Source organism: Vibrio sp. McD22-P3, from assembly GCF_021568915.1.
Lineage (GTDB): Bacteria > Pseudomonadota > Gammaproteobacteria > Enterobacterales > Vibrionaceae > Vibrio > Vibrio mediterranei.
This window is the reverse complement of the sequence record NZ_JAKGTN010000002.1, coordinates 166,205-187,856: the sequence shown is the minus strand read 5'-3', so window position 1 is coordinate 187,856 and position 21,652 is coordinate 166,205. Positions and strand designations below refer to the sequence as shown.

16 protein-coding genes are annotated in these 21,652 nt (G+C 45.1%); 10 read left to right on the top strand and 6 right to left on the bottom strand.

The features are described 5' to 3' along the window. Positions 1–51 precede the first annotated feature (51 nt). From L2W36_RS02935 to L2W36_RS02925, 3 genes are all read right to left on the bottom strand, one after another. Positions 52–756: a 3'-5' exonuclease gene (locus L2W36_RS02935; protein WP_110165266.1), complete on the bottom strand. Its 705-nt coding sequence runs from the start codon at positions 754–756 to the stop codon at positions 52–54. Positions 757–783: 27 nt separating this feature from the next. Next, complete coding sequence (locus L2W36_RS02930; RefSeq protein WP_236109280.1) at positions 784–2,691, bottom strand: DUF294 nucleotidyltransferase-like domain-containing protein; 1,908 nt, start codon at positions 2,689–2,691, stop codon at positions 784–786. Positions 2,692–2,830: 139 nt separating this feature from the next. Continuing rightward, positions 2,831–3,550 (bottom strand): FadR/GntR family transcriptional regulator, encoded by a 720-nt coding sequence (locus tag L2W36_RS02925; RefSeq protein WP_006070272.1) that lies wholly within the window; start codon positions 3,548–3,550, stop codon positions 2,831–2,833. A gap of 330 nt (positions 3,551–3,880) precedes the next feature. On the opposite strand from L2W36_RS02925, the gene L2W36_RS02920 reads away from it, so the two are divergent. From L2W36_RS02920 to L2W36_RS02880, 9 genes are all read left to right on the top strand, one after another. Next, a complete protein-coding gene (locus L2W36_RS02920; RefSeq protein WP_062456272.1) occupies positions 3,881–4,597 on the top strand; it encodes a FadR/GntR family transcriptional regulator in 717 nt (238 codons plus the stop codon). A 22-nt stretch (positions 4,598–4,619) separates the two neighbouring features. Further along, the gene (locus L2W36_RS02915) at positions 4,620–4,940 is read left to right on the top strand and encodes a cupin domain-containing protein (protein ID WP_006070270.1); all 321 of its coding nucleotides are present in this window, start codon (positions 4,620–4,622) and stop codon (positions 4,938–4,940) included. Between the two features lie 434 nt (positions 4,941–5,374). Then, on the top strand, positions 5,375–5,971 hold the full coding sequence (betI, locus tag L2W36_RS02910; protein ID WP_006070269.1) for a transcriptional regulator BetI: 597 nt from the start codon (positions 5,375–5,377) through the stop codon (positions 5,969–5,971). 19 nt (positions 5,972–5,990) lie between these two features. Next, positions 5,991–7,451 (top strand): betaine-aldehyde dehydrogenase, encoded by a 1,461-nt coding sequence (gene betB / locus L2W36_RS02905; RefSeq protein ID WP_124941509.1) that lies wholly within the window; start codon positions 5,991–5,993, stop codon positions 7,449–7,451. A 23-nt stretch (positions 7,452–7,474) separates the two neighbouring features. Then, the gene (betA, locus tag L2W36_RS02900) at positions 7,475–9,163 is read left to right on the top strand and encodes a choline dehydrogenase (RefSeq protein WP_236109279.1); all 1,689 of its coding nucleotides are present in this window, start codon (positions 7,475–7,477) and stop codon (positions 9,161–9,163) included. Positions 9,164–9,200: 37 nt separating this feature from the next. Beyond that, positions 9,201–10,139, top strand: a complete 939-nt coding sequence (locus tag L2W36_RS02895) for a choline ABC transporter substrate-binding protein (protein WP_236109278.1) — start codon at positions 9,201–9,203, stop codon at positions 10,137–10,139. A gap of 50 nt (positions 10,140–10,189) precedes the next feature. Further along, positions 10,190–11,032 (top strand): choline ABC transporter permease subunit, encoded by an 843-nt coding sequence (gene choW, locus L2W36_RS02890; RefSeq protein ID WP_006070265.1) that lies wholly within the window; start codon positions 10,190–10,192, stop codon positions 11,030–11,032. A 2-nt stretch (positions 11,033–11,034) separates the two neighbouring features. Further along, a complete protein-coding gene (gene choV, locus L2W36_RS02885; protein ID WP_038227515.1) occupies positions 11,035–12,222 on the top strand; it encodes a choline ABC transporter ATP-binding protein in 1,188 nt (395 codons plus the stop codon). Positions 12,223–12,453: 231 nt separating this feature from the next. After that, complete coding sequence (locus tag L2W36_RS02880) at positions 12,454–14,454, top strand: methyl-accepting chemotaxis protein (RefSeq protein WP_006070263.1); 2,001 nt, start codon at positions 12,454–12,456, stop codon at positions 14,452–14,454. 432 nt (positions 14,455–14,886) lie between these two features. On the opposite strand, the gene L2W36_RS02875 is transcribed toward L2W36_RS02880, so the two are convergent. From L2W36_RS02875 to L2W36_RS02865, 3 genes are all read right to left on the bottom strand, one after another. After that, entirely contained in the window at positions 14,887–16,644 is a 1,758-nt protein-coding gene (locus tag L2W36_RS02875; protein WP_006070261.1) for a sodium:solute symporter family transporter, read from the bottom strand. A gap of 73 nt (positions 16,645–16,717) precedes the next feature. Continuing rightward, positions 16,718–18,868 (bottom strand): heparinase II/III domain-containing protein, encoded by a 2,151-nt coding sequence (locus L2W36_RS02870; protein WP_236109277.1) that lies wholly within the window; start codon positions 18,866–18,868, stop codon positions 16,718–16,720. Then, positions 18,869–21,007, bottom strand: coding sequence for a heparinase II/III domain-containing protein (locus tag L2W36_RS02865; protein ID WP_236109276.1), 2,139 nt, complete (start codon positions 21,005–21,007; stop codon positions 18,869–18,871). Between the two features lie 306 nt (positions 21,008–21,313). Between L2W36_RS02865 and L2W36_RS02860 the strand changes: the two genes are divergently transcribed. Then, on the top strand, positions 21,314–21,649 hold the full coding sequence (locus L2W36_RS02860; protein WP_124941515.1) for a cupin domain-containing protein: 336 nt from the start codon (positions 21,314–21,316) through the stop codon (positions 21,647–21,649). The last annotated feature ends 3 nt before the right edge of the window (positions 21,650–21,652 follow it).

Below are 21,652 nucleotides of genomic sequence, written 5' to 3'. Positions count from 1 at the left end.
CAAGAATCAGTAAAAAGAGGTGTCTTGATAGGCACCTCTTTTTTTACCCCCTTATTGGCTTAGTCGGTACAATTTTCCAATACAAGGGTGCTGTTTGTTGAAAAGTCGAGTCGACTGAGCCAAAAACAACTCTGCAGTTGCAATAGCATCAATTAAGGCCTCATGCCCATTATACTCAGGTAGTCCGTATCGCTTCCTAGTCTCAGACAGACGAACATCGATCTCAGCATCTTTATTCACCGCTAACGCCATCGACTTTTCAATAGCTAGTGTATCCAGCCACATCACTGGCAGATCTGACACTCCATACTTCTGAGTCAAATATTCATCAACGAATGCCGCTTCAATCATCGAACCGTGTGCAATCAGTATTTTGTTTTTTGCTGCTTGAAATAACTGTGTCATCGCAGAATCTAATGAAATTCCATCTTGCAACATTTCAGGCATGATATGGTTTATGACCGCGGTTTCCGCCTTAACCTCATTTGGCGACTCAATAAACAGCTGTTTTGCACTAGCAACATTGACCGTAAAGTTGGCAATTTCTACCCAACCTAAACTAAGAATGGTGTTGGTATTGGCATCTAACCCAGTCGTTTCAAAATCCAACACTAGGTACTCGACTTCTGTTGCTAATACCTCCATTCTCGGCGGTTGCTCACTTAACAAGTTTCTCAACTCATTGGGTATCTTTTGATTGGCGAGATATCGCTGCCTTTGCTTGAGATAATGGTTATAAACGTGAAATTGATTCATCACGCTTTTCAAAACACCAGCCACTAGTTACAACCTCCCACCAAACCGGAGTTTAACCGCATCTTGCAACGTAGAAATGATTCTAAATGCATCTTTCAAGTTGCCACGTTCAAAACTGCCAAATGAATCGGGATTGATGTGATTATCCGGCTGCTCACCTCGTTTTAGCGCTTGTAGCTGATGATGCTGTCTAAACATAAGAATGTAATGGTAAGCATTGATAATGTTTTTATATGAGTCATCACTTAACATGCCTTGCTCATTGGCTTGAGTGAATCGTTCGTCGGTATTCGACGAGTCGCATTCTACGGCAAGACCGTAAATACGCGCTAAATCAATAACGAGGTTTATCGCGTATTTTTTTATATTCAGAGTTTTCTTGTTCTCGCCTGTTTTTTCCAGCACTAGGCTGTTAAAAACACCAAGAGGGGGTGACGTATTAATAGCATCTCGAGTCAAAATCCCTAAAAACTCACGGTTGCTACGAATGTTGGAGTGAAGTTCATCGCGTAATATATCGGCATAGCTCGCTTCACCATAAACACAGCGAATTTCCAAGAACACGCTGATATTCAAAAGTCTTTCGTATTCAGGGTTCGATACCCATTTTTTATAATAGTGTTTCCATGTCGACAATGGCTGACACCATTTGGGCGTAGCTGCCATATATTTACCCGGACACAAGGGATATCCGCAAGCAGCAAGCCCATTTGAGACATACTGTGATAAGTGGCGGAAGTAGACTTTGTCATTCTCGGTCGCCTCATCACTAAGAATGATTGCATTGTCTTGATCCGAAAGCATGTGAACTTCATTTCGAGCGTGAGAGCCTGCAACTATCCACGAAAAATGACATGGTGGCTCCCCCAGTTTATCAATCGCAATCTGAATAATTCGACGATTGTACGCATCCATAATCATCGACATTACCCGACCTATGGTCTCAGGTGCGACATTTCCTTCTACTAGAGCTTCAAATATGGCCTGACGTTCCGTGGTGAAACTCGCCATGTTACGAACACTGGTAGCGTATTTGATTTTTTCGATAAGAAATATCGCTTGCATGCGATGATTCTGCACCAAGTGCGAAGTGGTCAGCAGGCCCACCACTTTACCCTCAGAAACAACGGGTAAACCCCGAACATTATGTTGCATCATCAATGATGCGGCATGCAAAACCAGATCGTTTGGGCTGACTGTTAGTGGATTAGGCGTCATCACATCCCTAATCGGAGCACTGTTATCATGGCCTTCTGCGATGACTCGTTTGGTCATATCACGATCCGTCATCAGGCCAACTAACTTGCCGTTGTCACACACCACCGCAGTTGAAGATCGTTTAACAACTCGCATTTCGTGTGCGACATCTTTAATCGACATAGAGGCATCAACAATCGCAATGACTCCACTCGCCACGTCAGACACCTTTTTAATAAACAGACCTTTTTCTTTATTGGACCAAACAACATCTAGTGCAGATTTAAGGCGAACTTGCGCTTGAGAAGCAAAGTGTTCCGCGTATTCTGGGTTACGTTTAAAGATGGTTTCAAGCGTAGAATGAGGGATTAAATACAGAAGCGTATTTTCGATGGCAACCGCTTGATAACCCGCCCCTTTAGAAACTTGATCATCGAGAAAAGTAAAGCCAAACAAATCTTCACTTCCCAGTCTTGCGCGAAGAACGCCATCGGGTTTGCGTTGCTCCATAGAGCCAGTTCGAATGACATATAGAAACTTCTGTTGGCTTTTCGGCAAATTATCCCCTTCTCCACTAAGCCCAGACTGCCCGTTACAAGGGTCAATCACCTCACCCTTACCCAAATAGGTGATTTTTATTTCCGCAGCGACCTTACGAACCAGCTCTTTGGGAAGTTTATCGAACGGATCAACGCTACATAGAAATTGCGTGATATTGGGTAGAAGCGCGTGAGGCATGTGAAGTCTCCAATTGACATTTTGTATTATTATATCAATAGAAATTTCACAATGGTGCACTTTGGATACAAAAAAGGCAGCTTATATGCTGCCTTTTTCTTCAAATTGTTAACAAGCGCGCTCATCTCTTCTCTTGGTGTTAACTTGCTACAGGAAGCCTGTGGTTTTCTTCGCGTAGATGGTTTGCTGACGCCTCACGAGCTTTGTCACTATCCCCTGCCATGATCGCTTCGTAAATAGCTCGGTGTTCGTTGATACACGTCGAACCGCCGTCTGAAGAGAACTGGATAAAGTTAACGAACATAGTGGTAAGAATATTGCCAAACGGGAGATAAAAGTCATTGCCCGTCGCATTAAAAATCAAACTGTGGAAACGAGTATCAACATCTAACCATTTAGACTGTTCAAAGTTTTCTTCTTTAGACACTTCGACCATTTCTTGGAAGGTCGCAGACAACTCAATTCGTTGCTCTGCAGACGCGAACTTGGCCGCTAACGCACATGCTTCTGGTTCAATAGCACGGCGCAGTCCAAGGAACTGACCGCAGAACTGTTCTACATCGTTAAGACCATCCATCCACTCGATCAACTGTGGATCGAGAAAGTTCCAGTAAGCGCGATCAACAACACGTGTACCAATTTTAGGTCTAGATTCAAGCAAGCCTTTTGACGTCAATAGCTTAACTGCTTCACGAAGTGCAGTACGGCTGATACCAAATTGTTCACACAACGCCATTTCGCCTGGAATAATTGAACCTTCCGGCAAATCACCAGAGAGAATACCTCGAGCAATTTCACGAGCGACCTGGACGTGGATACTGCGCTTTGAACCCGTAATAGAATTAAACTTACCTGACATATCTTTATCGCTTACTTAAAGTGTTTATGTATTATTTTAGCAGCTATTCTATCACTAAACTTTCCAGAATAGATGTGATACATCGCATTTATTCAGTGTAAATGTCTTACGTTTTGCCCCAATTAACCACCCTATTACCCAATAACCGGCTAATTTATGTGTTACCCATCGCATAATCCGAGTCTCATGCTCAGCTTGCGACCTAGAATTGTTTTTTTACTGTTTTGTCCATTGACGCCATTAAGTGATATTGTATTATTATATAGTTATTACACAAACACACGTGAACTTAATTGACGTGTGAACCTAACAACCAACAAGGTCAGAACTATGGCTACGTTCCATACCGTGGCAGACTCTAGCAGAAGAATTCACGTTCAAGTGGCAAAAGAAATCGCCAGCAAAATCCTTACCGGTGAATTAGAAGAAGGTGAAAAGTTACCGAGCGAGTTAGAACTTTGCGAGAAGTTTGGCATCAGCCGTACTGCACTTCGTGAGTCCACTAAACTACTTTCTGCCAAAGGCTTAATCGAGTCAAAACCTAAAGTCGGGACCAATGTGACAGCTCGTCACCATTGGCACTTTCTCGACCCTCAATTTCTTGACTGGGTAAAAGACACTGAGAATGTCCAACGCTTCCTCACCCAATTTTTGGGACTTCGAAAAGCGATTGAACCAGAAGCCTGCTCCATGGCAGCGAGAAATGCCTCTATCGAGCATCGCAAGGCACTGTCTGTCTGTTTTCAAAACATGAAACAGGCCGCGTTTAATCACGACTACACAGCGTGGACACATAACGATCATGCCTTTCACAAAACGATATTCTTAGCGACAGCTAATCCGTTTTACGTCCCTTTTGCCAATATTCTTGAATCGCTTTTTAAGACTTTTATCGATGAAGCTGCCGTGGGCGGGCGATTCTGTATTGAAGAGCATGGGGATATTTACGACGCAATTATGACTGGCGATGCAGACTCTGCAAAAGTCGCATCACGCCAATTATTAGATGATCACAACCAAAGACTTGCCCTATTAGAGGCGGTTTAAACCTGATTTAGAGGAAACAGCAATGTTCGTATACAACAAAGATGTAGCATTAGAAGATCAAGGTGGCGGCCTACGCCGCAAAGTGTTGGCGCATTGTGAAAACATGATGACCGTAGAAGTGCACTTCGAAGATGGAACGGTTGCACCAATGCACAACCACCCTCACGAGCAAATTACCTATGTTGTCTCTGGTGAATTTGAATTCACAGTAGGTGAAGAGACAAAAATCGTCAAAGCGGGAGATACTGTTTATAAAGTGCCAAACATTATGCACGGCTGTAAGTGCTTAAAAGCCGGTATCTTAATTGATAACTTTACCCCAATGCGTAAAGACTTCATTTAAACGCTAACGCAATGGGCAGTAGAGGCTCTCTTAACTGCCCATTGCGCTTCTCCAAATGCCCCTTCTTAGTGACTCTCTTGCGTTGTTATTTCTTAATAGTTCGTACTCTAAATATTTATTGAGCCAAGTCAGCCTACTCAATATGGTTTTTCCGCTGAACCGAAATTCCAAACCTTTCACTCCCAGACAAATTAAAAGCCAAAGCAATCATTTTAAATCAATGAATTAGATGCCAACAAATCAACTACACAGCTTGGTTTAGCACTTTTATTGACCTGTTTCTTTGGTGTCGAATGATAGACCCACTCTTTGGTTGTGTTAAAAAATGTTTACTTACTGGTTATGAAAAAAGAGAGATTTAATTTGAACTCAAATCTTTTTTCAGGCATTTTATATTTAACTGAACGTTCAATTAAAAATAAAAGGGAGTTCAAATGCCGAAGGTTGGCATGCCATTAGTCAGGAAACCACAGCTAGTTCAAGCAGCCATGTCTGTTATAGATCGTGTGGGCTTGCACGCCGCGAGTATCTCGTTAATTGCCAAGGAAGCCGGCGTCTCTACAGGTATCATCAACCACTATTTTGGTGGTAAACACGGCCTTCTCGAAGAGACCATGCGAGAGATCCTAAGGCAGCTTTCTAGAACCGTGACATCTCACCTGAGTCAAATCCCCAAAACAGAACACGTCAAACGTATCAATGCCATTATTGACGCCAATTTCGTAGGATTTCAGGCAGAAAATAAAGTGGCGAAAACTTGGTTAGCGTTTTGGTCTTATTCAATGCATGACGCCCAGTTGAAACGCCTACAACGTGTCAATGAAAAACGCCTGTTATCGCACCTTAAGATTGAACTCAACACTTTGCTCACACCGGAACAAGCCGATGTCGTTGCTAACGGTATCGCTGCGCTTATCGATGGAATTTGGCTAAGAGGCACCTTGACCCCAGAAGGTATTGACGCTGAAAAAGCCCGTTTCATCATCAACGATTATCTAGATAAGCAACTCACTTTTTACTCATTAAAATAATCATAAGTCAGACTTTCAAATGGATATGAAAACACTCTACATCGACGGACAACTTCAACAAGGCTCATCCGACGAATACTTTACGACCTATAATCCTGCTAACGGTGAGCCCTTAGCTGAAATCGTCCAAGCAAATTCTGAGGACTTAGCGTTTGCTATTGAATCTGCTAAAAAAGGCTTCGCCATTTGGTCTGCGATGAGCCCCATTGAACGCAGTCGAATTCTTCTCAAGGCAGTGGCATTGCTGCGCGAACGCAATTCTGAACTCGCTGCTCTCGAAGTTACTGACACCGGAAAACCACTACAAGAAGCCCTTGAAGTGGATATTGCCACGGGTGCCGACGTCATCGAATACTACGCTGGTCTCGCTCCAGCATTGCAAGGTGAGCAACAACCACTTAGCGAGAATCAGTTTTTCTACACCAGACGTGAACCTTTAGGCATCTGCGCGGGAATTGGCGCCTGGAACTACCCGATTCAAATTGCTATGTGGAAGTCTGCACCGGCACTTGCTGCGGGTAATGCCATGATTTTCAAGCCTTCGGAAGAAACGCCTCTAAGCGCACTAAAGCTTGCGGAAGTCTATAGTGAAGCGGGAGTACCAGATGGTGTGTTCAATGTGATTCAAGGTGATCATCGGGTTGGTCAGATGCTGACAGCACATCCTGATATTGCCAAAGTTTCCTTTACCGGTGAATCAGGTACAGGGAAGAAAGTCATGGCTGATAGTGCTCGAACCCTTAAACACGTCACCATGGAGCTTGGCGGTAAGTCTCCAATGATCATCTTTGAAGACGCTAAACTGGATGACGCAGTATCTGCCGCTATGGTCGCGAATTTCTATACCCAGGGCGAGGTCTGCACTAACGGCACCCGCGTCTTTGTACATCAATCTATATACTCAGCCTTTATTGAGCAGCTGAAATCCCGCACTGAAAAACTGATCGTTGGCGACCCGATGGACAGCAAAACGCAAGTTGGTGCCCTCATTTCAAAAACACATTTATCTAAAGTTTTAGACGCCATTGAAAGTGCTAAGAAAAGTGGCGCAACCCTACTGACTGGCGGTTATCAGGTGACTGAAAATGGGTTAGACAAAGGTAACTTCGTCGTGCCAACTGTCTTCGTCGATTGTGACGACAACATGCCGCATGTACAGCAGGAGATCTTCGGACCTGTAATGTCAGTACTTACTTTCAATGACGAACAAGACGTTATTGCACGCGCTAACGACACCGATTATGGATTGGCCGCTGGACTTTTCACTCAAGATTTATCACGAGCACATCGCGTTATTCATCAAATGCAAGCTGGTATTTGCTGGGTGAACACATGGGGTGATTCTCCAGCAGAAATGCCCGTAGGCGGATATAAGCATTCTGGTATTGGCCGTGAAAATGGACCTGAGACCTTAAGGCATTACACCCAAACTAAGAGTGTTTTAATCGAGCTTGGCGAATACGTCAGCCCTTACGCCTAACGATGAGTTTACGGAGACAGATTATGGAACAACGCTACGATTATATTATCGTCGGCGCGGGATCGGCTGGCTGTGTTTTGGCAGACCGACTAACGGAAAGCGGTGAGCACTCTGTATTACTGTTAGAAGCAGGTGGCAGCGATAAAAGTATTTTTATTCAGATGCCAACAGCCCTATCTTACCCAATGAACACCGAAAAATACGCTTGGCAATTTGAAACCACTGAAGAGGCGGGTCTAGATGGACGCAAGCTACATTGTCCTCGCGGTAAAGTGCTTGGCGGTAGCTCATCCATAAACGGAATGGTGTATGTTCGCGGGCATGCTTGTGATTTCGACCAATGGGAACAACAAGGTGCAAAAGGTTGGAACTACCAGTCTTGTTTACCCTATTTCCGCCGCGCAGAGTCTTGGGATGGTGGCAGCGATGAGTATCGTGGTGGGGACGGCCCAGTTGGCACTTGCAATGGCAATAACATGACTCGTAACCCACTCTATCAAGCCTTTATCGATGCAGGCAAAGAAGCCGGTTACCCTGAAACTCAAGACTATAACGGTTATCAGCAAGAAGGCTTTGGTCCGATGCATATGACCGTTGATGGTGGGGTCCGAGCTTCTACATCCAATGCCTATCTAAAACGTGCCCTCAAGCGCCCTAACCTCACGCTGATTAAAGGTGTCGTGGTTCATAAAGTCTTATTGGAAGCAAAGCAAGCTGTCGGCGTCCAGTATGAAAAGTCTGGTATTGTCGTCGATGCCAAAGTGAACAAGGAAGTCATTTCTAGCGCTGGTTCTATCGGCTCAGTGCAGCTCTTGCAGCTTTCCGGAATCGGTCCTAAGAAGGTGTTGGAGCGCGCAGGCGTGACGGTAGAACATGACCTCGCTGGTGTAGGTGCTAATCTTCAAGACCACCTTGAAGTGTATTTCCAATACCACTGCTCTCAGCCAATCACGCTAAACAGCAAACTCGGTTTGGTGAGCAAAGGGCTTATTGGCGCAGAATGGATTCTTACTCGTAAAGGCTTAGGTGCGACCAACCACTTTGAATCTTGCGCGTTTATTCGTTCTCGTAAAGGGCTTAAGTGGCCCAACATTCAATACCACTTTCTTCCAGCTGCTATGCGCTATGACGGACAAGCGGCTTTTGATGGGCATGGTTTCCAAGTGCATGTGGGGCCTAATAAACCCGAGAGCCGTGGCACCGTAGAGATTCGTTCGGCAAATCCACATGACAAGCCATTAATTGAGTTCAATTACATCTCGACCGAGCAAGATCGCCAAGATTGGCGAGACTGCATTCGCCTGACTCGTGAGATTCTAAATCAACCCGCAATGGATGCCTACCGCGGTGATGAGATTCAACCTGGGCTTCATATTCAAAGCGACGACGCTATCGATGAGTGGGTAAAGCAGAACGTAGAAAGCGCATATCACCCTTCTTGCAGTTGCAAAATGGGGGCCGATGATGACCCACTAGCCGTGCTCGACGAGCAGTGCCGCGTTCGCGGTATCAAAGCACTACGCGTGGTCGATTCTTCCATTTTCCCAACGATTCCAAACGGTAACCTTAACGGTCCAACCATCATGGTTGCCGAGCGCGCTGCCGATATGATCTTGGGTAAGCCTCTTCAACAAGATAAACAACCTGTTTGGATAGCCCCGAACTGGGAACAAACACAACGAATAGGCTCTCCATTGAGAGAGCTGGACTAAGTCCACCAAAGTCAGCCAAAAATAAAAAGGAAATAGCATGTCAACGATGACAAAAACACTCTCAGCACTCGCTCTTAGTAGTCTGGCGATGAACGCCTATGCCAACCAATGTGCAACGGTACGTTTTGCCGATGTTGGTTGGACAGACATCACTGCAACCACTGCGGTCACTACGGAACTACTAAAAGGTATGGGTTATAAAACCAAAACCGATCTTCTGTCAGTACCTGTCACTTACTCTTCAATGGCGAACGGTGATATCGATATCTTCCTTGGCAACTGGATGCCTACGATGGAGGGAGATATCGCTAAATATCGTGAAGCCAAAACCGTAGAAACCGTTCGTGCCAATCTAGAAGGTGCTAAGTACACCCTAGCCGTGCCTAAATATGTCTATGACGCTGGCGTAAAAAGCTTTGCTGATCTAGCCAAACATGCCGACAAATTCCGCGATCGTATCTACGGCATTGAACCAGGCAACGATGGTAACCGCCTTATTCAATCCATGATCGACAGTGACGCTTTCGGCCTCAAGGACTTTAACTTAGTCGAATCTAGTGAAGCGGGCATGGTATCTCAAGTTTCTCGCGCTGCACGCCGCAACCAATGGATTGTGTATTTGGGTTGGGCACCACACCCAATGAACAGCAATATCGAAATGGAGTATCTCTCTGGCGGTGACGATTACTTCGGTCCTAACTACGGCGGTGCCAACGTTTACACCAACGTGCGTGCCAACTATCTATCTGAATGCCAAAACGTGGGTCAACTGCTGAAAAATCTAGAGTTCAGCCTTGAGATGGAAAACCAATTGATGGAAGCCATCTTAAATCAAAATGTACAACCGTCAAAAGCGGCACAGCAATGGATGAAGGCAAATCCAAAGCAAGTAGAAGCTTGGCTATCTGGCGTAACAACTCTATCGGGTGAAGACGCAAACGCAGCAGTACAAAGCTACATCGACTCAAAAGCGTAATTCAAAATGAGTGGGCATAACTGTCCACTCGAAAACACTAAGGTTGTATTGTGAATTTTATTACTGACAACAAAATCCCTCTGGGTCAATGGATGGAAGCAGGTGTCGACTGGCTGACATTCAATGCCGCAGGCCTGTTCGACGCAATTTCTATCTTCCTTGAAACCATCATTTTGTTCGTCGTTGATGTGTTTAAATGGATGCCACCTGCAATGCCGATCATTATGACCGCAGCCATTGCTTGGTATCTGCACCGTAGTATCCCTTTGGTACTATTTGTCATTGGTGCTTTGCTGACGATTTTGAACCTTGGCTACTGGCAAGAAATGCTAGAAACCTTTGTTTTGGTGTTTGCCGCGACAACGATTTCTGTATTAATTGGCGTACCTCTTGGCATCATGGCAGCACACCGCCCTTGGCTGTATACGTTGCTGCGCCCCATTCTCGACTTAATGCAAACCGTCCCCACTTTCGTCTATCTGATTCCAACTTTGGTTCTGTTTGGGCTGGGTATTGTTCCTGGATTGATCTCCACCATTATTTTCGCCATCGCCGCGCCAATTAGACTAACTTACCTTGGCATCACCAAAGTACCGGAAGAGTTGGTGGAAGCAGGCAAGGCATTTGGTGCCACACGAATGAAGCTGTTGTTTAAAGTAGAACTGCCAGCGGCCATGCCCAGCATCATGGCTGGCGTGACCCAATGCATCATGCTGTCTTTATCCATGGTGGTCATCGCCGCTCTCGTCGGTGCGGATGGACTGGGTAAACCCGTCGTTCGAGCCCTAAATACGGTCAATATTTCTCAAGGATTTGAAGCCGGATTAGCGATTGTCCTAGTTGCTATTATCCTAGACCGACTCTGTAAATCGCCGAATCAAAAGGAAGCCTAGTCATGGATGCCATTACGATTAAAAACCTAGACGTTGTCTTCGGTGATAAACCGCAATTAGCGCTTGAGCAACTTGACCAAGGCAAAACTCGTCAAGAAATCATCGACCAAACCTCGCAAGTCGTCGGGGTCGACAATGTGTCGATGAGCGTAAAAGAAGGTGAGATTTGCGTCCTGATGGGACTTTCAGGCTCAGGTAAGTCCAGCTTACTCCGTGCAGTCAACGGCTTAAACACCATCTCCCGAGGCTCATTAGCGCTGAAAAATGGTGACGATTATGTTGATTTAGCCACTTGTGATGACGAAACGTTACGTCACCTACGTACTCATCGTGTTTCTATGGTCTTTCAGAAATTTGCTTTGATGCCTTGGCTCACCGTGTTGGACAATGTAGCTTTTGGACTTGAACTGCAAGGCATGTCGAAGTCGACAAGGCGAAACAAAGCACGCGAGCAGCTAGAGCTTGTTGGTCTCTCTGAGTGGGAAGATAAGTACCCGCATGAGCTATCAGGTGGTATGCAGCAGCGTGTTGGACTCGCTCGTGCATTTGCCATGGATACTGACATCTTATTGATGGACGAACCCTTTTCTGCCCTAGATCCATTGATTCGAACCCAGCTTCAAGATGAGCTGATTCTTCTCCAAGAGAAACTCAATAAGACGATTCTATTCGTCAGTCACGATTTGGATGAGGCTCTAAAAATAGGCAACAATATTGCCATTATGGAATCTGGCAAACTAATTCAACATGCGAAGCCAGAAGAAATTATCCTCACACCAGAAAACGACTACGTCCGTGATTTTGTTGCTCACACTAACCCGCTTAACGTACTTAAAGGCCGCTCATTAATGCAACCAGCAAGTGAGTTAAAGCAAGAACATGATCGTTTGCAGATCTGTTCCGATCAATCGGTTTGGGTCAATCAAGCGAATGGCAAACTCAGCATCGTTAAAGACGAGGAACTAAAGCTCGTCCATTGGGATGCAAATCGAGGTGATCTGACCCATATTGATCAAAGTACCGTCGTGGTCGCCAGTCCAGACATCGGTATGAGAGAAGCAATAGAACTTAAGCAGCGTAGTGGGTTACCGATTTTGTTGGTTGAGTCTGGTAGAGTCGTTGGCATTCTCGATGACAGCGAATTTTATGACGCATTGTTAGGTAACTTTAGTACTCACCAGGCAGCCTAACATGGCCAAGAAATGATCTCCTCCTTGTTGAAGCTTGGAAGAATCTCTCAATTTTATTGGCTATCACTTTGTTTTATAACCACAAAGTGGTAGCCAAAAAATTGACACTCATCAAACCATTGACGCTTCTCGTATCGTATCAAAGTTCTAATACCCTGACGTGTAATACGTGTATTGAACTCTGTAAAATCTTTAGGTTACGCATCCAGTTTTTTATACACGGTTTATACAATGCCTAACCTTCTTAAGTTACTTAATATTAAAAACACCATTCTCTTGGTTTTTCTAATTCCAACAACACTTTTGATGGGACTCATCGCTACCCAGATCTTCAAAGCCCAAGAACGTGCCGACCATGCCCAAGCATCACAAGAAGCGGTCGAGCTGTTCCATCTGTTCGATAACATTGCTCATCAATTTGCTGTTGAACGAGGATTAACGGCAGGTGTGGTAGCATCCAAAGGACAAGGGCCGCAAGTCACAGCACTTAAACAGCAAAGGGTGAAAGCCGATCAGGCGTATCAAAGTCTATTGGCCTTTGCACCACAAGTGTTGGACAAACAACTGATAGACCGTTTAAGCCAGGATGTTCGACAACAGTTGGAACAACGCAATAGCATTCGCCAGCAAGTTGATACTCTGAATATCAAGGATTCACCTTTTGCGTTTTACTCCAATATCAACCGCATGGCGCTTGATAATCTATCGGTAATTTTAACTCAGGTTGACGCACCAAAGCTTGAACAGCAGTTACGTGGTCTACACGCCTTACTAGCTATGAAAGAGGAAGCCGGTAAAGCTCGTGGCGCTCTCAATGGTGCATTTGCCGGACAACGTTCAACACTGGATGCATACGCCAACATCACCAGTTATATCGCAACCGAAGCCTATGCCCTTCGTCAAGCAACACTTCTGTTTTCCGCCGAGCAAGCTCATCAGCTATCTGCAATGACTAACAGTTCAAACTGGCGTGACGTGAATGCCATTCAACAAGATTACCTGTCACAGAAAACAACGCTGGACAACTTGCAAGGACCAAGTGCTTCTCTTTGGTTTGAACTTGCTACTAAGCGTATCGGACAAATTAAGTCTATGGCCGATTCCATTGCCAACGATATGACAGCACTGGCGTTACAAAACCAGCAACAAGCACAGCAGCTAGTCTATGCGTATATCGCTTTAACATTATTTGTGGTGCTACCTCTCTCCATCATCGCATTCATGTCAACCAATCGCCTACATCGCCGTGTTAGTCGTTTTGTCGAACAAATCGATACCATTGCACGCAGCAAGGATTTGAGCCTAAAACTGCCTTGTGAGCAAAAAGATGAACTTGGCAACATCGCTCACCACTTTAATCAGCTAACGGACAGCTTTGCATCGGCATTACAAACCTCTCTCGATGTCGCACAAAAAACTGAGCAAGAAATGGCAGAAATGAGTAGGTTGGTCGCCTCGACTCAAACCGTGAGTCAGCAAACTCATCTGCGTTGTGACAATATCGCAACGGCTATGACAGAAATGGCCCAAACCAGTCAAGAAATGGCGGGCATTACCGTAGAAGCCCAACAAAGCGCTGATAGCGCTCAGAATGATGCAATGCAGTGTCAAAGCCATGGGGAACATTCACTCTCGACCACGACCAAGTTAATTTCGAGTGTTGACGACACTTACACGTGTCTAGAACAGTTGGAAGTGAAGATGGCGAACGTGTCTGAGATTCTCGACAACATTAATGCCATCTCTGAGCAGACCAATTTGCTGGCGCTGAATGCCGCTATTGAGGCAGCACGAGCGGGTGAGCAAGGGCGTGGGTTTGCCGTGGTAGCAGACGAGGTTCGTTCACTTGCTCAGCGCAGCAAAGAATCAACTGAAGTCATCCGCAACCTTCTGGATGATATCTCTAGTAACGCGAAAACCTCATTTGAGAACATGCAGCAAAGTCGTGATGCCAGTTATTCGGCACAATCTATGGTATCGGAAACCAATGCCATGATCGAAACACTTATTGGCACCACCAAGAAGATCACAGACTACAACAGCAGTATCGCGACAGCGACTGAAGAACAAGCACAAACCACACAATCGGTTGAATCAGATATCGATAACCTGCTCTCTATGGTGGAGGAAACCGATAGTAATATTCAGAAAATGAACAAAGAAATGCACATTGTGAAACAAAGAATGGAAGAGTTAGTGTCGGAAGTTTCTCTATTTAAGCTAAACACCTAATCAAGTATAAAAGCAAAGGCCCTAGTCAGTGATGACTTGGGCCTTTTGGATCGTCGTGACAATGCGTATTAGTCTTCAATTTTCGAGCGGTAAACAAAACCGCCGATAAAGACAACCAATACCAATGCTAGCGCTTCTAGAGTCGGGACATCGAACATGTATTTGCCTTATTGATGAGCTTGCCAAAACACTGCTGAAAATCCACAAACAAAAGCTAACGCTAATCCAATGAAAGCAATCGCTTCGTGTTGCTGCTGAAATATTTCCATAATGCCAAAACTGTATGAGGAAAAGGATCTCAATAGTGAAGCAACTATTTCAGCCCCTCAAGATGATAGATCTTTACCGACACTAGCCACTCTGATAAATAAAATTCACTCAAATTCTATCCTAGAGTGAAAATTCAACTAATGTATTGTTAATACGGTAATTTTAATGTGAAGTCGCATCTTCTAACTTGTCGTCATTATGTCTGGTTCGATATAAATGAGTACCAGCCAACACTATAAGAGCACCAATGACAACAAAAATACTGCCATCACGTAACGAGTCAGTCGTCATTGAAATAAGCACCACCAGCAATCCTAGCACTTGACACATTCTTCCTAGATAAGCGCCTTGACGAAAATCTACAGGTGCCTCTTCTTCTTTACTAATCGGCGTGAGTAAATTCTTTTTCAGCGTATTCAACTCACCTAATCTCGCACCAATCGGCTTTTGATAAAAATAACGTGTCATCATGAAGAACCCGCCGGTAATAAAGAGGTGAGCTAACATGGTCGCTGCGACTTGCAGATCCACTGTTTCACGATGGCTAAAGCTTGCTGTATCGAACAGTGGTAACAACCAATCCACTTGGAATATGAACTGCATAAATGCTGACACACAGAGTCCCACAGCAATAGTCGCCCAGCCAGACCAGTCTGGTGTTTTTAACGTCACAAACGCCAACAGCGATGGAATAGAAAGTGGTGTCTGTAGTAGCGCACCAAATAACATCATGATATCGAAGAAACTGTATTCTTTAATCGACGCAAACATCAAGGCAGCAAGAACGCAAAGCACACCATTCACTAATGTGGCTACTTGCCCCACGCGAAGCTGCTCTACTTCGTTAGCTTGAGGTTTAATAATGGATTGATAGACATTACGCACGAAAATACCTGCATTACGGTTCAATGCTGTTGTCATTGGAGAAATCGTCGCAGCAATCATTGCAGCTAATACCAAACCTAACATCCCAGCAGGTAAGAAGTGGTCAATATAGTAAACATATGCAGCGTTATTGGCACTCGTGCCTAACGTTGGATAATACGCCATCAAGTCAACACCCATTGCTGCTGTTGCCCATGGCGGCACGAACCACATAACAGGTCCAACAATGAAAAGAATACCCGTAACCAGAGCCGCTTTTTTCGCTTCTTTCTCATTGGTTGTCACCAAAAAGCGATAACAGGATAATGCGTTATTGGTGTTCATGGTTTGTTTCATCATCATAACCACGACCCATAGCCAGAAGATCTGCCAATAACTGATGTCATGCCCCATATACGTTTCAGTCGGATATTGATTAATTAGTTCAGATGGACCACCAATTTCAATGAGTGCGTAAACGCCAACCGCCATCGTAATAGCCACCAGCAAAATCAGTTGAATCACATTCGTCGCTGATACCGTCCATGAGCCGCCACTCACCGCAATAAACGTCACCAAGCAACCAACACCAATAATGGTAACCATTAAATCGATATTAAATACCGCAGAAGCAAAGATCCCTAAGCCATTGAGCCATATTGCACCAGATAAAATGGTAAGAGGAAAAGAAATCCAAGTGTAGACCTGCTCTGAGCTACGACCAAAACGAACCTTAATCACTTCCATCGCCGTTTCAACGCGTAGCTTTCGATAGCGTTCGGCAAAATACCAAGCCGCTACAAAGAAACCGAGTGCGTTGCCCCAGAAGATAAATAGTACCGTTAGGCCATCCTCATAAGCTTTTGCCGCAGCACCAGTAAATGTCCACGCAGAGAACTGAGTCATAAAGGCCGTCGCACCAGCCATCCACCACATCATCGCTCCACCACCACGAATGAAGCCAGATGAGTCAGTAGTAAAACGCTTGAAAGCTAACGCAGCGAACAGCACAAAAGCAAAATAGCCAATGACAATCACACCATCAAGAGTGTCCATAGTTCCCCTTTAAAATTGCTAAAATCGTCAACGCAAAAAGCCGGGCAATGCCCGGCTAGAAATAGATATAGAGTTAGAGTTGAGCAAACGAGCCAGTAAAACTCACGCTTTCGTCGCCAATCGTCATTTCATGTAATAACTCTTGTTGCCCCGCTTCGCGGTTACTGATGGCAAATCGATATGCATTACCTGTTGTGGTTGTCACTTCAATGACAGTCGCATCGTCATTATCAGCCAGCGTTGTCACCGCTTCGACAAGACCACGGGCTCCCACTGAAGCCTCAAACTCTTCGTTAAAATAACCATGAGTTTCAAGTACAGAAGCAAATACATGATTCTGACCAGATTGACGCAAGATAAGTGCAGGCTCGCTGCGTAGATTGAAGTCTGGATCGTTAGCACCTAGGCGCGCAAAGTACACTTTTGAATCTGCTACTGCACTTGTTATCAAGCTGTAGTAGCTGTTGCCGTGTAACCAAGATACAAGAGAGCTACCTTCAACGTTACCACTAGCTAAGTTCCATAGATGCTGATAACCAAAGTTTTCACCCATTGGGCGCAATGTAGATTCTGTGCTGTATTCAAAGTCGGTACGAATGATTTGACCAGAAAAGTGAACGGGGAGATCGTAAGAGTGCTCTTTGTCCGCTTTGATACGGTAAACGTCAATAACCAATGGTTTCTCGAATTCTTCTATGTCAGCCAGTAGCACTGAACGCTGCATATCCACGCCTTCATAGTACTCGCTGATTTTACCGCTCATACCTTGCAGTTTTGCATCATCAGCTTTAAAGAACTGCTTCGAGCCAAAACGAGACTCCGCGGTTGCCGTGTCGAAGTTGTTTTGCGTTCTTTGATCAACTGTTACTGTGTTATGCGCGACCGTCTGCTTACAGTACGACTTGTTCTCAGGAATATAGCGACCACCAAACTTAGGCTCTACGTTTACCCAACGACCGAAACCATAATCGTGCAGAACTTCTTGTCCACGATTAAATACGCTTAGATGAAGCCCATCGTAATGACCGTGGTCAAGAGCAGAGTGATACTGGTGATCAGAGCCGTGTTGACCAAACCATAGAAGAGCCATCGTATCATCGTCTTGAGTATCTCGATGACGGAGAATAGTAAGTCCACCTTTCTCACCTTTAGGACCGTCAGTGACAAACAAGCTACCCCAGTTAAACGGCTTAATTTCATCCGCAGCATCAACTGCATCAGACAGAGTTTTACCTGCAGATTGAACCCAGACGTCTTGTTGGTGGTTTGCCATGCTAAGCAGCGTTTCGCTTTGCTCATAGCGGTGGTAGCACACGCTTGTCGCCATAATAACGCCTTCATCATTAATGCTGATGGTTTTCGACGAATCGTTTAGTGCTGGTAGTGTGCCGTCTGGGAAAGCTGTAGAGAATACCGCGTAAGAAGTCGTCTTGATCACTGAGTCGTTAAACTCATAGATACCGATCTCTGGTTGACGACGCTCAATCGCTTCTGCGAACAGATAGATTGGACGCAGCGAGAAGCGGTGGTAGTAAGGACCTTCCATATAGTAGCCGTCTGGCGAGAACAGTTGGTCTAGCTGAGCTAGGAAACCGCCGCTTACTTTGTCAAGCTTCAGACCGTAAAGCGCTTTATCAACAGACTGTTGATCGTTGATCGCATAGCCACAAATACCCACAGCGGCTACTGCCCACAGACCGTGGTTGTGGACGATGTCGAAGTCGTGACCATAAGTCACAACGAAAAGGTCGATCATCTGTTTGAATAGGTCTGTTTCGATGTGTTGCTTTTGCTCATCCGAAAGCGTGTGGTACACGCAGCTGTATGCGCAAGATGCGTAAAGCATCCACATGTTTTCGTTTAGCGTTTGGTGGAAGATTTTACCCGGTGGGTTAGTATCACGGCTAACGTTGCTTTCCAGTGTTGGATAAACATTCGCGTACGCGGTTAGCATCTCTACGATGTAGTCACGGTATTTAGTTTCCTCAGTGATAAGGAACAAACGACCAGCTAAGTCGATATGAATATAGTTTTGCTTATGACGGTTATGCTCGTAACCGCCGCCTTCACCGTGGCCAGGGACTTCAATGCCCACTTCAGCCATGTAGTCATTCACTTGAGCAATATCACGCGCTAGTTTCTTACCTAGCAAGGTTTCCTTACCTAGATCTTTGCGCAGCTCCGCTGCTTCCTCAAAGTTCAATAGTAGTGGTTGATAGCTCATTTATAGTGTCTCCTGCTCAATCGCGAAACAGCCAACCCAAGAGTAGGTTTTGCCTGCGATCTCAGCATTGTTAGTTGTATCTTTAGTAACTTGTGGGTTGTTGCTCACCATTAGCGTAAAGCGAGAGGTTTCCGTCTCAATCTCTACCACTGACGCTTGCGCGTTGTGACCAACAACTTGAATATTTTTAACGCTGCCACGGGCACTGACCGATTGCTCAAACTCTTCGTTGAAGTAACCGTGTGTCTCAATTACCGATGCGAATAGAGTGTCTTCACCCTTAGTGCGAAGAATAAAGCTTTGCTCACTACGTAGGTTAAAGCTTGGGTCATTGGCGCCCGTGCGAGTGAAGATAACCTCGCCATTGTCATTCGAGCTGGTACCTAGCCAAGTATAGTAGCTGTCTTCTTGTAGCCAGCTGACTAGCGCCGTCTCGTTTGCTTCGCCTTGTGCTACATTCCAAAGGTGGCGATAGCCAAGCTCTTCGCTCAATACGTTGAGCTCTTTATGTGCCTGGTATTCAAAGTTGGTGCGGATCACCTGACCATCAAACTGATGCGAATAATCGTACTGGTGCTCACCTTCGCCTGTTAGGCGAAATAGATCGATGAGTAATGGCGCTTCAAGATCGTCATGTTTCAACATGAACACGCTGCGCTGCTGCTGCACACCATCGTAGTGCTCATTAGCAAAAGCGCTCATACCAACGATTTGCTCGTTGTCCGCTGCAAAGAAGTGCGGCAGACCGTGTACGCTGTCAGCTCGTTCTACGTCAAAGTAGTTCTGGCACGTTTCGTCAACCGTCACTGCGTTGTGAGCAATCGTCTGACGAGCATAGGTTTTGTTCTCGTCTAGGTAGCGTCCACCAAACTTAGGTTCAACGTTAACCCAACGGCCAAAGCCGTATTCACGAAGCACTTCTTTACCTCGGTTGAAGTAAGAAATACCCAGCGTATCAAAGTTGCCATGTCCCATGCCGTGCTGACCATAGTTCATCACTAGCTGAAATACGTCTTTGTTCTTGTCTTGGACACGCATAAAGCCTTGCGCACCACGGTCACCATTTGGTCCTTCGTTTAACTCAACGCTTGGCCAGAATGGAAGACCAACATCAGTTGCTTTTTCAAACGCTTGTGATAGCTCTAGACCACAACCGTGAACCCACACAGAGTCTTGGATCTTCGCCATACCGAGTAGGTTATCGTTGATACCATAGTGCTTGGCGTACTGACTTACTGCGACCTGCACACCCGCATCATTGATGCTCATGGTGCGAGATGCATCGTTAAGTGCTGGGAACTGACCATTTGGGTAGGCCGTTGCTAGCATCGCCTCAACCGTGTTACCAATCACACCATCTTTGTAATTGAAGATGTCGAGTTCTGGCATATGACGATGAAGAACCTCAGCAAACACACACAGTGGACGAATCGCATAGCGGTGGTAATAAGGACCTTCAATGTAGTAACCCGACGGAGCAAACAGCTGAGTGATCTGCGCTAGGAAACCACCCGTGCCGTTGTTCTCAAGACCAAATACGGATTTCTCTAGGAACTCACGACGGTTAACCGCTAGGCCACAAATACCAACAGCCGCTACTGCCCAAACACCGTGGTTATGAATACGGTCGAAATCATGGCCGTATTTCACAGTGAACATGTCCAGCATTGGGTTAAACAGACGGTCAACCACGTTTTGGCGCTCTTCTTCACTCATGGTTGCGGCAACACATGAGTATGCAAGGCTAGTAAACATTAGCCATACGTGTTCGTTTAGAATTTGGTGGAACAGACGCCCTGTTGGGTTCGTGTTCTTTTGAACATGAAAATCGAAGGTGAGATATAGGTCTGCGTACATTGCCAGTAAATCACGCGCAAACTTAGCGTAACGATCATCCCCCGTAATGAGGAACATACGACCCGCTAGGTTCATGTAAGTATAATTTTGCTTGTGGCGGTTGTGCTCGTAGCCAGCCGCTTCACCGTGACCTGGTACTTCAAGAGGAAGCTTCATGAATGCTTCAACATCTTTGATGCTTTTTGCAATCCCTTTACCCATTAAGGTATCGCGACCGAGCTCTCTTCGTAATTGCTCTATTTCGTATTCGTTTAACAGTATGGGTTGAACCAATGTGGACATTTTCACCCTCAAAATCTATTGAATCTATAAATTCGACCCATATAAAGTAATACAATATGCATTATTGTCATACAAGAAATCAGACAAAAGTGGACATTAGTCACATTTAACCAAGGATGTGCGATATGAACACTACTATTCATGGGCACAAACTGGTAGATTACACATTATCAAAACGACGTTTTAATAATAAAACAGATCAAGTTCACATAATGGTAAGCTTATTGTATTACAAATATGTGAATCTACTTATTATGACGTCAACGAATTTAAGAGTAGACATTAACTTGGTCTAGGAGGCAGTTAGTGCACCGTTTTTTCTCTGCTGATGAACACCCGTGGGAACAGGTGAGTCAAGGCATCAAACGTAAGATTGTCGGCTTTACCGATGATCTGATGGCGATCCATCTTTGTTACGACAAAGGGGCAAGCGGCACGATACATAGGCATGAAATACACGATCAGATTGTTTATGTCGTCAGTGGCCGTTTTGAAGCTATCGTCGATGGGCAAAAGCGTGAGTTAAAGGCGGGTGATGCATTTATGGTGAAAAAGCTGCTTGACCATGGCGCCACCGCACTAGAACAAGATAGTGTTCTACTCGATATTTTTTCTCCTTCACGTGAAGACTGTTTAAGTTAATCA